Here is a 13,655-nt window from a genome sequence, read left to right on the forward strand (position 1 = left end):
ATGCGCTTGACATCTGGTCGCGCTACCAATGTGATAGGCGCCAACCAAGAAAAGACGCAGTGCACAAAAAATAATCCAGGGAGGATTCCATGCCGGGGCGCAAAACTGCACGCCTTCTCGTCGGGCTGTCTGCCGCAATCGCGGTGCTGGGGATGGCGGTTTCCGCCGAGGCTCAGGAAAAGAAAATCAAGATCGGCGTGATCTACGACCTGACCGGCCCGCTCGCCGGCGGCGGTTCGGAGCTGCAATATATCGGCGCCAAGATCATGCTCGACCAGTACAGCAAGACCGGCGTCGAGGGTTACAAGATCGAGGCGGTCTACGCTGACGCCCAGAGCAAGCCTGACGTGGCGATCAACGAGGCGGTCCGCCTGATCGAGCAGGAAAAGGTCGATATGCTGCTCGGCTTTTACTCGTCGGCGCAATGTGTGCCGGTGGCCGCGCGCGTCGAGCAGCTCAAGAAGTTCATGTGGATCACCACCTGCATTTCTTCCGCCGTGCTCGACAACAAGAACTTCAAATACGTGTTCCGTCCGCAGGCCTCGGGCGACCAGTTCGGCCTGATGACGATGGATTTCATCGCCCAGAACGCAAAGTCCAAGCTCGGCAAGGAGCCAAAGGACCTGCGCGTCGCGATCATCCACGAGGACGGCGCCTACGGCGTCGACGTCTCCAAGGGCAACGAGGCCGGCGCCAAGAAGGCCGGCTTCAACATCGTGCTGAAGGAGGGCTATTCGGCCACCGCGCCGGATCTTTCCGCGCTCATCACCAAGCTGAAGCGCGCCCGGCCCGACGTGGTCTTCCACACCGGCTACAACCCGGACATCACCTTGTTCGGCCGGCAGGCGCGCGAGCAGGGATTGAAGTTCGCGGCACTGGTCGGTCACGGTGCAGGCTATGGCGTCTACGAGAAGCTGAAGGAAGGGCTCGGTGGCGACGTCAACTACGTCTTCAACACCGATCCGATCTCGATCTGGCTCGCCAACCAGAAATCGATGGATCCGAAGCTGCCGCCGGTCATCAAGATGGTCGGCGAGGAATTCGACAAGGCCAAGCCGGGTGTCGCGATTCGCTCCGCCCATGTCGGCATGGCGGCGTCCAACACCTACCTGTTCCTGACCGAGGTGCTGCCGCGCGCCATCAAGAAATATGGCGGCGTCGATCCCGATGCGTTGCGCAAGGCAGCCCTCGAGACCGATATTCCCGAAGGCGGCACCATGCTGGGCTTCGGCGTCAAGTTCCACAGCGAGGGTACCCAGATGGCCGGCCAGAACGAGCGCTCGTTCCCGGTGGTCATCCAGTATGTCGACGACAAGTCGTACGTGGTGTGGCCGAAGAGCCAGGCGCAGCGCGAGGCCGTGCTGCCGCTGCCGAAGGGAACCACGTTCAGCAACCAGTAAGAGCCGGGCAAACGGCTAAGCGGAGGTTCTGGAGTGCTGACGGTAGACGGATTGGTGAAACGCTTCGGCGGCTTCACCGCTGTTAACAACGTGTCGTTCCGGGTCGAGCAGGGCGAGATTCTCGGCCTGATCGGCCCGAACGGCTCCGGAAAGAGCACGATCTTCAACATGCTGTCGGGCACGCTGATCCCGACGGCAGGATCGATTGTGTTCAACGGAACGGAGATCGCGGGCAAGGCGCCGCACCGCATCATCAACGGCGGCATCGGCCGCACCTTCCAGATCCCGCGGCCGTTTCACCGGCTCACGATATTCGAGAATGTGGCGCTCGCCGGCTATTACGGCCAGGGCAGCCATAGCCGCGCCCGCGCGGATGAGGCCGCCGAACGCGCGCTGGCCATGGTCGGCCTGCCGACCAACCGCCACGCCGGCGTCGATGGCTTAGGTGCCGCCGGCCTGAAAAAACTCGAACTCGCCAAGGCGCTCGCCACCGGGCCGAAACTTCTGCTCGCCGACGAAAGCCTCGGCGGGCTCGACGAGCACGAGATGGATCAGGCCGCCGACATGCTGCGCAAGATCCGCGACGAGCTCGGCATCACCATCATCTGGGTCGAGCACATCATGGGCGTGTTGATGCGGGTGGTCGATCGCGTGATGGTGCTCGATCACGGCGAGAAGATTTCCGAAGGCCTGCCGAGCGCGGTGGCGAGCGATCCGCGCGTGATCGAGGTCTATCTCGGAACGGATGCGGATTCGAGCCAGGCCGCGGCGGCGGAAGCGCGCCGGCGGGCAGGGATGTAAAGTATGCTCGAACTCAGATCGCTCGACGCGGGTTACGGCAGCTTCCAGGCATTGTTCGGCATCAATCTCGAGGTCAGGGCGGGCGAGGCGGTCGGCGTGATCGGCCCGAACGGCGCCGGCAAGACCACGCTGATGCGCGTGATCTCGGGCCTGATCCGCCCCACCGAAGGTTCGATCACGATGGAAGGCCGCGACGTCGTGGCGACGCCGGCGCATCGCATCGTCGACCTCGGCATTGCGCACGTGCCGGAGAACCGCCGGCTGTTTCCGCGGCTCACCGTCGACGACAATCTGAAGATGGGCGCCTACATGCCGGGCGCGCGCACCAAATATGCCGAGCGGCTGGAATTCGTGTTCGACCTGTTTCCGCGCATGAAGGAGCGGCGCAGCCAGATGGCCGGCACCCTGTCGGGCGGCGAGCAGCAGATGTGCGCGATCGGCCGCGCGCTGATGTCGGATCCGAAATTGCTCCTGCTCGACGAGCCCTCGGCGGGGCTCGCCCCGGTCGTGGTGCAGCAGGTGTTCGAGCTGGTGAAGCGAATTCGCTCGGGCGGGCTGACGGTTCTGATCGTCGAGCAGAACGTGCAGCAGGTGCTGAAGGTGGTCGATCGCGCGTACCTGCTGGAGGCCGGCACCATCCGCGCGTCCGGCACGTCGGAAGAGATGATGAAGACCGACACGATCAAGCAGGCTTATCTGGGCGTATAGGGCAAAGCTGCGATGCAGGCATTTCTCGACACCTTCGACATCTACCTGCTGGAAGCCGTGGTCAACGGCATCCTGCTCGGCGGCGTGCTGGCGCTGTTGGCGCTCGGGCTCAATCTGATCTTCGGCGTCATCGACGTCACTTGGATCTGCTACGCCGAGCTGGTCATGATCGGCATGTACGGCATGTACTACATGGTCCAGGTGTTCGGCCTGCCTTATTGGGTCGCAGCGCCAATCGCGATCCTGCTGGTCGCAGCACTTGGCGCGCTCCTGCATTACCTCGTCATCGCGCCGCTACTCACCGCGCCGCCCATCAACCAGTTGCTCGCCACCGGCGGCGTGCTGTTCATCCTGCAGAGCTTTGCGACCGTCGCCTTCGGCATCGACTTCCGCAACCTCGGCATCCGCCTGCCGGTGCTGGCGATCGGCGACATGCATTTCAGCTATTCGCGGCTGCTCGCCTTCGTCGCCGCCCTGCTCGGCATGCTGGCGATCTACTTCTTCATGAAGCGCACCTATACCGGTACGGCGATCCGCGCCGTTGCGCAGGACCGCCAGATCATGTCGCTGATGGGGGTCGATACCAAGCGCATCTATCTCATCACCTCGGCGATCGGCGGCGCGCTCGCCGGCCTCGCCGCCTGCCTGCTGGTGCTGCAGTATGACGTGCATCCGTTCGTCGGGCTGTCGTTTGGGCCGATCACGTTCTTGATCTGCGTGCTCGGCGGGCTCGGCAATTTCGTCGGCGGTTTCATTGCGGCGTTCGTGTTCGCCCAGATCATTTCGCTGGGCGGCCTGTACTCCGACCTCGAATGGGGCTACGTGCTGGCGTTCGCCTTCTTCATCGTCATGATGTTCATCCGGCCCGCGGGCCTTTTGGCGAGGCGTTCGTGAATCAGCGTTATGCCGCTTGGGCTGTTGGACTCGCAGCGCTGATCGCGCTGCCCTTCGTCTATCGTGAGCCCTATCATCTGCACATCCTGGTGCTGATCCTGATCTGGTCGTTCGCCTACACCTCGTGGTCGATCATGGGCCGCTTCGGGCTGGTGTCGCTGGGCCATGGCGGCTTCATGGGCGTCGGCGCCTATGTCACGGCGCTGTTGTGGAACCACCTCGACATCACGCCCTGGATCGGCATTCCCATCAGTATGGTGGCGGCGGGCGTGCTGGCGCTCATCGTCGCCTATCCCTGTTTTCGTTTCCGCATCACCGGGCATTATTTCGTGCTGGTGACTCTGGCGCTCTCGGGCATCGTGCTGCAGGTCATCACCGCAACGCGCGACTATACCGGTGGCTCGCTCGGCTACACGCCGGACCGCGCCCGCAGCGGCCAGGGGCTGCTGGCGTTGCAGTTCGACGACAAGACCACCTGGTATCTGATCGCGCTGTTCGTATGGGTGGCAGGATTGCTGATCTGGCGCTGGGTCGACCGCAGCATGAGCCGCTACGCCATGGAGGCGATCTCGGAGGACGAGGACGCGGCGGCTGCGGCCGGCGTCAACGTAACAGCCCAAAAGCTCAAGATCACGCTGATCTCTGCCTTGATGACCGCGCTCGCTGGCGCGCTGTACTGCCAGTACCAGATGTTCATCTCGCCGGACACGGTCAGCGGCATTGCGGTGTCGCTGCAGATGGTGTTCGCCGCCATCGTCGGCGGGCTCTATGTCTCGCTCGGGCCGACCGTCGGCGCCGTTATCACCATCCTGCTCGCCGAAGGGCTGCGGATCGGCTTCGGTACCAAGGCGGTCGGCTGGGACAATCTGGTCTACGGCGTTTTGCTGGTGATCTTCATCATCTTCCTGCCCAAGGGCATTCTTGGTAGCGTCCTCGACAAACTGAAGGCGCAACCCAAGCCTTCCGTGACGAAATGAACAAGAAATCCTCACAACCACTCGCCGATGAGCTGGAGCCCTATGTCGCCCCCTTCCGATACGACGGCGCGGGCGAATTTCACCTGAAGTCGCACAACACCAACGAGAAGGGCAGTCTCGACAAGGAGAGGGCGACCAGGATCATCGAAGCCAACCGCAAGCGCCTGAACGATTTCCAGGAAAAACTTTACGCGCAGGACCGCTGGTCGCTGCTGCTGATCTTCCAGGGCATGGACGCAGCGGGAAAGGATTCGGCGATCAAGAGCGTGTTCGAGGGCGTCAATCCGCAGGGCTGCGAGGTGACTTCGTTCAAGCAGCCGTCGACCAAGGAACTCGACCACGATTTCCTGTGGCGCAGCATGATCGCGCTGCCGGAGCGCGGCCGGATCGGCATCTTCAACCGCTCTTATTATGAAGAATGCCTGGTGGTGCGGGTGCACCAGGAAATTCTCGACCGGCAGAAGTTGCCGCCGCAACTCGTAACCAAAAACATCTGGAAGGAGCGCTTCGAAGACATCTCCGCGATGGAGCGCTACCTGGCGCGCAACGGAACCGTGATCCTGAAGTTTTTCCTGAATGTATCGAAGGAAGAGCAGCGCGAACGCTTCCTCGAACGGCTGGAAGAGCCCGCCAAGAATTGGAAGTTCTCGATGGCCGATATCGGCGAGCGCGCGCTGTGGGCGAAATACCAGGCCGCCTACCAGGATATGATCCGCCACACTTCCTCGCAGGCGGCGCCCTGGATCGTCGTCCCCGCCGACCACAAATGGTTCGCCCGCGTGGTGATCGGCTCGACGATCGTTAGCGCGCTCGACAGACTCGATCTGCATTTTCCAAAGGTCGACAAGGCCGACCGCAGCGAATTCGCCAAAGTGCGCGAGGCGCTGTTGAATGAGGGGAACGCGAAGTAGGGTGGGCAAAGGCGCACTTGCGCCGTGCCCACCTTACGGTCCTCCGCCGCCTGGTTGGATGATAGGTTTCGCTGCATTCTACCTAGCCTGAGTGAGGTGAGCACACTGGCCAGGCTCCCTCCCCCCTTGCGGGGGAGGGTTGGGGAGAGGGGTAAGCCCCGGGGCGAAACGATTGATGTGAGCATCGGCCTCTCAATCTCGGTCGCTCGTTGTGGAATTCACACTGAGAGAGCACGTCGTGTGGTACCCCTCTCCCTAACCCTCCCCCGCAAGGGGGGAGGGAACCCTGCCGCCGCTGCGTCCCTCACAGTTCGGGCTACAGGTCCGCCGTTAGCCGCTACATTGCTCCGCCGTTTCCCCGAAAATCATCTGCCAGCCCTTTCGGGTGTCCATGTACTCGCGAACCTCTCTGATGCGGTCGCCTGCGACGACAAAGACAAAGCAATAGTCGTTGTCATACAGCCGCCCTTCCGGAAGGGTCGCGCGCATCCGCTCTTCAATGATCACCGTGTCACCGTCGACATGGACAGCGCGGAACGAGATGTCGATCGCGGAGAACAGGCGGTGCATCTCGGAGGCGATGAAGCGCGCGATCTTGTCGGGGCCGATCATGTGATCGGTATGCGCAAGCGCCACCGCCGTCGCGTTGCCGCGAGGGGCGATCCATTCGGCGTCCGCCGTGAAGAGCGATGCGATCAGGCCGGCGTCACGTGTTGCGAATGTTTTCCACGCGTTGAGGACGACGTCCTTGGCTGTCGGGTTATCCATTTTTTGCCTTTCGAGGAGAGTGAATGCCATTGCCGCCGATCTAGGGCACTCCGGCCGTTGCCGCTGGCCGGAATCGGACCTCATCATCCGCGCTCCCTTTCATCGGCCGCGCGATGCGCTAGAATTCGAGCATGCTGAGCTTTGAGGTCTGCAATGCCGCGCGGCTGCGGCGCGACGCGCGCTACGACGGCCGTTTCTTCACGGCGGTGCGGACCACGCGGATCTATTGCCGCCCGGTCTGCCCGGTGAAGCACCCGTTGACGCGCAACGTCAGCTATTACCCGACGGCAGCAGCGGCCGAGGCGGCAGGATACCGACCATGCCTGCGCTGCCGTCCCGAGACCGCGCCGTTCTGCCCGGCCTGGAACGGGACACGCTCCACCGTCGCCCGCGCGCTGAAACTGATCGATGGCGGCGCGCTGGAGCCAGGATCGGTTGCCGCGTTGGCGGAGAAGCTTGGGATCACCTCGCGCCATCTCGGTCGCCTGTTCGAACGCTATGTCGGGGCGAGCCCGCAGCAGGTCGCGAATACCCGCCGCATCCAGTGCGCCAAGCGGCTGCTCGATACCACCGACGACACGATGACCGAGATCGCCTTCCGCGCGGGCTTCGGCAGCGTCCGCCGCTTCAACGCCGCGTTCGCCGAACTCTATGGTCGCCCGCCATCGAGCGTGCGCGCGACGTCGCGTGGGAAGACGAGGTGAGAGCACTTCGCGCGAGCCACCACGTGATGTGAGCACGCTGGTCGGGCTCCATCCCCGCAAGGGGGAGGGAACCCTGCCGGTGCGTCCATCACAGCGAAGTAGGGTGGGCAAAGGCGCACTTGCGCCGTGCCCACCATTGGTGCCGAGTACGCCGCGGAATGGTGGGCACGCTGCGCTTTGCCCACCCTACGAATGCCGGTGAGGATAGTATCAGCCAAGTCCGGAAAGATGGCGAAGCGCACGCACTTCCTTCGCTGCCGCTTTCAGGAGAGGCCTTGCCTGCTCATCCTCACGGCCAACGATAATGCCTGACGCAAAGGCGCGGGCGCGCCTGTCTTGCGGCGGAGCCTGGAGCGCGGCCTCTGCCGCCATTTTTCGGTCCGCCATGAAATCGTTGAGCGAGCCCAAAGCATCCTGAATCTTCTTCGAATGTTTTGATAGGCGCGCGAGTATCTTTCGCTCGCGCTTGCTCTGGAAAAGGCTTTCGAAGAATTCGGCCGCGTATCTGATCTTCTTCATCCTGATCCGGAACTTGTGCCGCTCACGCGCTGTCATCGCTTGCAGCTTCCCGGCGTCCTTCCGTGCGTTCCGGATGCGCCGATCCAGGAGTTCTGCGGCAAATTCGCCAAGTTCGCTGTTGGCGCCGTTTGTGCGGCTGTGCTGCGCCTCTATCCACTCGAGCACATCGACGAGCAGCGCGCGGCATCGCGGTGAATTGACAGCCTTCCTGGCCTGCTCGAGCGCCTCAGCACGTTTGTCGGCAAATTGCTTCGCGATGGCTTTGCCACCCCGCTGCGATATTATTTCACGAGCGACAGGGCCAATCTTCTCCTCCAGGAAGACGTCGAGCTCGCGGGCGGGCGCAAGTTCGTTTGTCAGCCACCTGAGTTCTGTCTTGATCGCCTCGGTCTTTGCCTCGGGCAATGCCTTCGAAAACAGCGAGATGGCCGCACGCAGCCGGCGCAGGCCGACCCGCATCTGATGCACGCCTTCCGGATCAAGGTTACGGATGGCGTCGGCGTTTCCGGAAAAATGACGAAGCGCGGAGCGGGCGATGGCCTGGAAGCCCTCGATTGCGCTCATCCGCCTATCAAGCTCGATCGGCTCGGCAAAGACAGTTTGAGTGCTGTTGCCATTGACGAGATCGTACCCCCGGTCTGCCTTCGCTCTCAAACAGAGCTCGGCAGCCAGCTTTCGCTCCAGAGCTTTCGCGACGCGAAACAGATCCGTTGTCGGTCCGCTTTTCAATTCGAGTTCGATCTCCTCGATGCGCCTTGTATGCTCTGCCGCGATGATTCTGCCGCGATCAATGGCCAGTTCCAATTCGCTCCGCTTGGTGCGGACCGGCAAGGTGATGCGATGCACCGAGGTCTCAAAGATCGGCTTCAGCTTGCGCCGCAGCTTCTTCGAGGCAAGCTCCTGAAGTGGAGTGCCGTCCGCCTTGCCGAGATCGGGGCTGCGACCTCCTATTTCGGTTTCCCACTCGCCGCGGCTGAACCGAACGTCGGACGTCTTCTTGATCGTTTGAACGTGCTTGCCGTTCGCTCGCCTTATCCGGAGCAGAAGTCCACGCCGCTTCAGCTTCTGGTTCGGCGTATCGAAATAGGTCGACACGAGATCGCTCTCCGAGCGCTTGCCGATTTTGCAGCCGCGCACCGTCAATCTGGAAGATGCCCCGAGATTGCGCTGCGGCATCTGGAATTTGATTTCAGTCTCAATGCCCATTTGATGCTCACCTGACGCTACACATTGGTAACGCCGGAAAGCGCTTCCGGGTGCCTGGCCGTTAGGTCACCCTTTCTGACCCTCTTTTGGCATTGCGGCGGGCGGCAATTCTCGTCTAGAAGAGCCCCGGAACGCCGTCCCGGCAACGAACCGTCAATGGTTTTGGCCGAGATTTGAGCGTCCTTAAGGGTCTGGCAATGCTGATTCGCAGCGAAAGGTACGGGGTTCGGGGTGGAGCGGCCAAGGCTGCCCCTGCGCTTCCGGCTGCGTCCGCGCCCACCCTGCTTCTTGGCGGGCTTCTGCTTCTTATCGGCCCCTGAGGGCCGTCTGGGCGTTTGCGCCTGGGCACTCAGGGGTTTTGAGCGAGATCACCAGACCCTTCAGCGTCCATGAGAGATGGCGCTACGACCCAAAAGGAATTCAGCATATGACCACAGCGAACAAGTCCGAGAAGGACCGCGTCGTTATTTTCGACACCACGTTGCGCGATGGCGAGCAGTGCCCGGGCGCGACCATGACGTTCGAGGAAAAGCTCGAGGTCGCCGAAATGCTCGACGACATGGGTGTCGACGTCATCGAGGCGGGTTTCCCGATCACCTCGGAAGGCGATTTTCAGGCGGTCAGCGAGATTGCCCGCCGCTCCAAGAACGCCGTGATCGCCGGCCTGTCGCGCGCGCATCCCAAGGACATCGACCGTTGCGCCGAAGCGGTGAAGTTCGCAAAGCGCGGCCGCGTCCACACCGTGATCGCAACCTCGCCGTTGCATATGCGGGTGAAACTGAACATGACGCCGGAGCAGGTGGTCGAGCTCTCGATCGCCAACGTCACCCGCGCCCGCAACCAGATCGACGACGTCGAATGGTCGGCCGAGGACGGCACCCGCAGCGAGATGGATTTCCTCTGCCGCATCGTGGAAGCCGTCATCAAGGCCGGCGCCACCACGGTCAATATCCCCGATACCGTCGGCTACACCGTACCGGAGGAATACACCCACTTCATGAAGACGCTGATCGAGCGCGTGCCGAACTCCGATAAGGCGATCTTCTCCGTTCACTGCCACAACGACCTCGGCATGGCGGTGGCGAACTCGCTGGCCGGCATCGCCGGCGGCGCGCGCCAGGTCGAATGCACCGTCAACGGCATCGGCGAACGGGCGGGCAACGCTGCGCTCGAAGAGATCGTGATGGCGATCAACGTACGTAACGACAAGTTTCCGTGGTGGAACAAGATCGACACCACGCAGTTGACGCGCGCCTCGAAGCTGGTATCGGCGGCGACCTCGTTCCCGGTGCAGTACAACAAGGCGATCGTCGGCCGTAACGCGTTCGCGCACGAAAGCGGCATCCACCAGGACGGCGTGCTGAAGGACGCCTCCACCTACGAGATCATGCGGCCCGAGATGGTCGGCCTGAAGCAGTCGTCGCTGGTGCTGGGCAAGCATTCCGGGCGTCATGCGTTCGTGCACAAGCTGGAAGAGATGGGCTACAAGCTCGGCCCGAACCAGCTGGAAGATGCCTTTGCGCGGATGAAGGCGCTGGCCGACCGCAAGAAGGACATCTACGACGAGGACATCGAGGCGCTGGTCGACGAGGAAATGGCGGCCTCGCACGATCGCATCAAGCTCACCTCGCTGACGGTGATCGCCGGCACCCACGGCCCGCAGCGCGCCACCATGAAGCTCGACGTCGAAGGCCAGACCAGGATCGAGGAAGCCGAAGGCAACGGCCCGGTCGATGCCGTCTTCAATTGCATCAAGCGGCTGGTGCCGCACGAAGCGAAACTGGAGCTGTACCAGGTTCACGCCGTGACCGAAGGCACCGACGCGCAGGCCGAAGTGACGGTGCGTCTCTCCCATGAGGGGCGCTCGATGAGCGCCCGTGCAGCGGATCCGGATACGCTGGTCGCCTCGGCAAAGGCCTATCTCGGCGCGCTCAACAAGATCGTCATGAAGCGCCAGCGCGACATGCCGGCCGCGGCGGTGGCAGGCTGAGACCACGCGGGGTCGTAGCCGGTCGTACAGGGTGGGCAAAGGCGCGCTTGCGCCGTGCCCACCATTTATCATCGAGCACGCTTCCTGATGGTGGGCACGCTTTCGCTTTGCCCACCCTACAAAACTTCTAGCAAAACGCGGCTCCTTGGCGCCGCGTTTTTTGCGTGAGCTTCCACCGTCGCTGATCTGCAAGGCGCACCAGCCGACCATGGCCCGCGGGAACCCTGCCCGGTGAATGACGGGGCATACGAACAAGCGTCGGCGCTGGAAGTCTGGGAATATGGCGGATTTTCCTTAACCGGAACCCGGCATCCGAGGGCTCATTCTCTTGACCCGATGCCCTGACACCTGCCCGTGCGGCCACGACAGATAAGAATCTTTCGCCAAGCCGCTAACCTTTGCCGGGCTGCCTGGAACCTCTCAGCCTTGAGCTCTGCGAAATACATGCCGCTACGCGTGCAGGCGCGTAACATTTGCGGCCTCCAAACCGTAACTCATCCCGATCAACCAGGAGAATACCATGCTGACCCGCCGATCCATTCTTGGAGCCCTGCTCGCCGCCGGAACACTCGCCGCTTCGCCGGCGTTCGCCGATAACGCGCATGCGTTCGATGCCAAGGCCTTCGCCGCGGCCCAGAAAGCCGGCAAGCCAATTCTGATTGCGGTTCATGCGCCGTGGTGCCCGACCTGCAAGGCACAGGAGCCGATCCTGAGCGATTTAAGGGCTGATCCAAAGTTCAAGGATCTCGTCTATTTCGTCATCGATTTCGACAGCCAGAAGGATTTGCTCAAGCGGTTTGGCGTCCGCGCGCAATCGACCCTGATTGCCTTCAAGGGCGAAAAGGAAGCGGCCCGGTCGGTCGGCGATACCAAGCGGGACTCGATCTTCGCCACGGTCGCGAAAGCCGTCTAACTTCGTCGACCTATTGGAGTAGGCCAGTGACACTGGATGAAGGCTACTGGCGACCCGCGCACGCCGTTGGGTTTAGCCTGGCGACGAGGCGCAGTCGCGGGAGTGCCTTGGTGCGCACCGGGGGGCGCGAGGACAAGTATGGGCGTGCCGGTAAAGTCGGCTTAGCGATGGGATACCGGCGATGACGATCGGCAGTACGTTTTTGGCGTTTCTCGCAGGAATCCTGTCGATCCTTTCACCTTGCGTGCTCCCGATACTTCCAATCGTCCTGGCGGCCGCGGCATCCAGTCACCGTCAGGGACCTTTGGCGCTTGCTGGCGGGTTGTGCCTCTCGTTTGTTGGCATCGGATTATTTCTGGCGACGGCCGGCCATTCGATCGGATTGGATGCCGACCGGCTGCGCTATGTCGGGGCGACGCTGATCATGCTTGTCGGCATCGTGCTTGTCGTTCCGCGACTACAGGTGCAGATCGCCGTTGCTGCAGGCCCAATCGGAAATTGGGCCGACAGCAGGCTGGTCACGAGCCGCGCAAACGGCGTTGCCGGGCAGTTTTGGATCGGGGTCCTCCTGGGCGCCGTCTGGAGCCCTTGCGTAGGGCCGACGCTTGGCGCAGCGTCCTTGCTGGCCGCCCAGGGCAAGGATCTTGGTCAGGTAGCACTGACGATGCTTGCGTTTGGCATCGGCGCGGCGCTGCCATTGTTGGCGCTGGGATGGCTCTCCCGGGAAACGATGACGCGCTGGCGTGGCCGATTGTTAGCCGCGGGCAGCGGAATGAAGTTTGTGCTGGGCCTTTTGCTTCTCGTCGTCGGCATGCTCGTCATCTCGGGGGCGGACAAGGCGCTCGAAGCCTTCCTGGTCGAACTTTCTCCGGAATGGCTGACCAATTTGACCACGCGGTTCTAGAAGTTGTGTCGGCAGGTTGAACTCGAAGGATCATGGCGGTTACCTGAAAGTTGGAAATCCGGTTAGGAGGAGAAGTCACATGAAATTCATTGTCGCTCTCTTGGTGCTCCTGTTTGTGACGCCGGCGTTCGCGAACGACGGTATCATTACGAAGTCGAGCAACTACTCGGTGAACGATACGATTTCTCGCTTTGCGGCGGCCGTCAAATCAAGGGAGGGCGCAGGGTTCATTGTGTTCACCGAAATCGACCACGCCGCTGCGGGAAAGAAGTTCGGGATCGATATGCGTCCGCGCACGGTACTCATCTTCGGCAATCCGAAACTCGGCACGCCAGTAATGGCGAAGACGCCATTGCTGGCGATCGACAATCCTCCGAAGGCTCTCGTTTGGGAGGATGACCAGGGCAAGGTATGGCTGTCTTATAACTCAGCCGACTATCTGTATAAGACAATCTATCCGCGGCATGGACTGGAGACCCCGCCCAACTACGCGGCGTTTACGAAGGTTTTGAACGACATCACGGACGAGGCGACGAAATAGCAGGCTCCTGCGATCTGCAAAACGCTTTGCGTCCTGCGCAAGCGGAATGTCAATTACACGGCTGCGACCAATTGACGGGCAAATCACTTCTGATTTTCAGCGCCGTAGGGTGGGCAAAGGCGCCCTTGCGCCGTGCCCACCATTCCAACGTTCGGTGCAAGTGATGGTGGGCACGCTTGCGCTTTGCCCACCCTACGAACTGCGAACATCCAGCGATTGCAAGGTCGGCAGAGGCGATCAAGCAAATCACTTCTGATTTTCAGAAATCGTGTCAAGCCCAGGAATCAAAAATATTTCGCTTAACGCGAGAGGCAAATCAGTCACATATTCCGCCCGTCTCACCCATTGAGGGGCGCTCGCGATCGTCACGAACGTGCGGTGAGATGCGATGGACGCGGATGGCGCGCTAGACGTACGCG

General features: G+C 61.9%; 13 protein-coding genes. 11 read left to right on the forward strand and 2 right to left on the reverse strand.

Annotated elements, in window-relative coordinates:
- The first annotated feature begins 89 nt into the window (after nucleotides 1-89).
- The 6 genes from V1277_RS22590 to V1277_RS22615 are packed head-to-tail and all read left to right on the forward strand — an operon-like array spanning nucleotide 90 to nucleotide 5,691.
- On the forward strand, nucleotides 90-1,400 hold the full coding sequence (locus V1277_RS22590) for an ABC transporter substrate-binding protein (RefSeq protein ID WP_334418170.1): 1,311 nt from the start codon (nucleotides 90-92) through the stop codon (nucleotides 1,398-1,400).
- A gap of 33 nt (nucleotides 1,401-1,433) precedes the next feature.
- Nucleotides 1,434-2,201 (forward strand): ABC transporter ATP-binding protein, encoded by a 768-nt coding sequence (locus tag V1277_RS22595; RefSeq protein ID WP_334418171.1) that lies wholly within the window; start codon nucleotides 1,434-1,436, stop codon nucleotides 2,199-2,201.
- Nucleotides 2,202-2,204: 3 nt separating this feature from the next.
- On the forward strand, nucleotides 2,205-2,909 hold the full coding sequence (locus V1277_RS22600; protein ID WP_334418173.1) for an ABC transporter ATP-binding protein: 705 nt from the start codon (nucleotides 2,205-2,207) through the stop codon (nucleotides 2,907-2,909).
- Between the two features lie 12 nt (nucleotides 2,910-2,921).
- Nucleotides 2,922-3,803 carry a branched-chain amino acid ABC transporter permease gene (locus V1277_RS22605; RefSeq protein ID WP_334418175.1) on the forward strand — a complete coding sequence of 294 codons (882 nt, stop codon included), beginning with the start codon at nucleotides 2,922-2,924 and terminating at the stop codon, nucleotides 3,801-3,803.
- Nucleotides 3,800-4,780: a branched-chain amino acid ABC transporter permease gene (locus V1277_RS22610; protein ID WP_334418176.1), complete on the forward strand. Its 981-nt coding sequence runs from the start codon at nucleotides 3,800-3,802 to the stop codon at nucleotides 4,778-4,780. The genes V1277_RS22605 and V1277_RS22610 overlap by 4 nt, the downstream gene beginning before the upstream one ends.
- A complete protein-coding gene (locus V1277_RS22615) occupies nucleotides 4,777-5,691 on the forward strand; it encodes a polyphosphate kinase 2 family protein (RefSeq protein ID WP_334418177.1) in 915 nt (304 codons plus the stop codon). The genes V1277_RS22610 and V1277_RS22615 overlap by 4 nt, the downstream gene beginning before the upstream one ends.
- 330 nt (nucleotides 5,692-6,021) lie before the next feature.
- On the opposite strand, the gene V1277_RS22620 is transcribed toward V1277_RS22615, so the two are convergent.
- Nucleotides 6,022-6,459 carry a nuclear transport factor 2 family protein gene (locus V1277_RS22620; protein WP_334418178.1) on the reverse strand — a complete coding sequence of 146 codons (438 nt, stop codon included), beginning with the start codon at nucleotides 6,457-6,459 and terminating at the stop codon, nucleotides 6,022-6,024.
- A gap of 131 nt (nucleotides 6,460-6,590) precedes the next feature.
- Here V1277_RS22620 and V1277_RS22625 point away from each other — a divergent pair, with 131 nt between their 5' ends.
- Nucleotides 6,591-7,163, forward strand: a complete 573-nt coding sequence (locus V1277_RS22625; RefSeq protein ID WP_334418179.1) for a bifunctional transcriptional activator/DNA repair enzyme AdaA — start codon at nucleotides 6,591-6,593, stop codon at nucleotides 7,161-7,163.
- A gap of 210 nt (nucleotides 7,164-7,373) precedes the next feature.
- On the opposite strand, the gene V1277_RS22630 is transcribed toward V1277_RS22625, so the two are convergent.
- A complete protein-coding gene (locus tag V1277_RS22630; RefSeq protein WP_334418180.1) occupies nucleotides 7,374-8,888 on the reverse strand; it encodes a CYTH and CHAD domain-containing protein in 1,515 nt (504 codons plus the stop codon).
- Nucleotides 8,889-9,315: 427 nt separating this feature from the next.
- Between V1277_RS22630 and V1277_RS22635 the strand changes: the two genes are divergently transcribed.
- From V1277_RS22635 to V1277_RS22650, 4 genes are all read left to right on the forward strand, one after another.
- The gene (locus tag V1277_RS22635) at nucleotides 9,316-10,878 is read left to right on the forward strand and encodes a 2-isopropylmalate synthase (protein WP_334418181.1); all 1,563 of its coding nucleotides are present in this window, start codon (nucleotides 9,316-9,318) and stop codon (nucleotides 10,876-10,878) included.
- Between the two features lie 520 nt (nucleotides 10,879-11,398).
- Nucleotides 11,399-11,791 (forward strand): thioredoxin family protein, encoded by a 393-nt coding sequence (locus V1277_RS22640; protein WP_334418182.1) that lies wholly within the window; start codon nucleotides 11,399-11,401, stop codon nucleotides 11,789-11,791.
- Between the two features lie 181 nt (nucleotides 11,792-11,972).
- A complete protein-coding gene (locus V1277_RS22645) occupies nucleotides 11,973-12,695 on the forward strand; it encodes a cytochrome c biogenesis CcdA family protein (RefSeq protein WP_334418183.1) in 723 nt (240 codons plus the stop codon).
- Between the two features lie 79 nt (nucleotides 12,696-12,774).
- Nucleotides 12,775-13,236 (forward strand): DUF302 domain-containing protein, encoded by a 462-nt coding sequence (locus V1277_RS22650; RefSeq protein ID WP_334369798.1) that lies wholly within the window; start codon nucleotides 12,775-12,777, stop codon nucleotides 13,234-13,236.
- Nucleotides 13,237-13,655: the final 419 nt, after the last annotated feature.

The sequence above is a fragment of the Bradyrhizobium sp. AZCC 1588 genome, from assembly GCF_036924735.1.
In the GTDB taxonomy this organism is placed as follows: domain Bacteria; phylum Pseudomonadota; class Alphaproteobacteria; order Rhizobiales; family Xanthobacteraceae; genus Bradyrhizobium.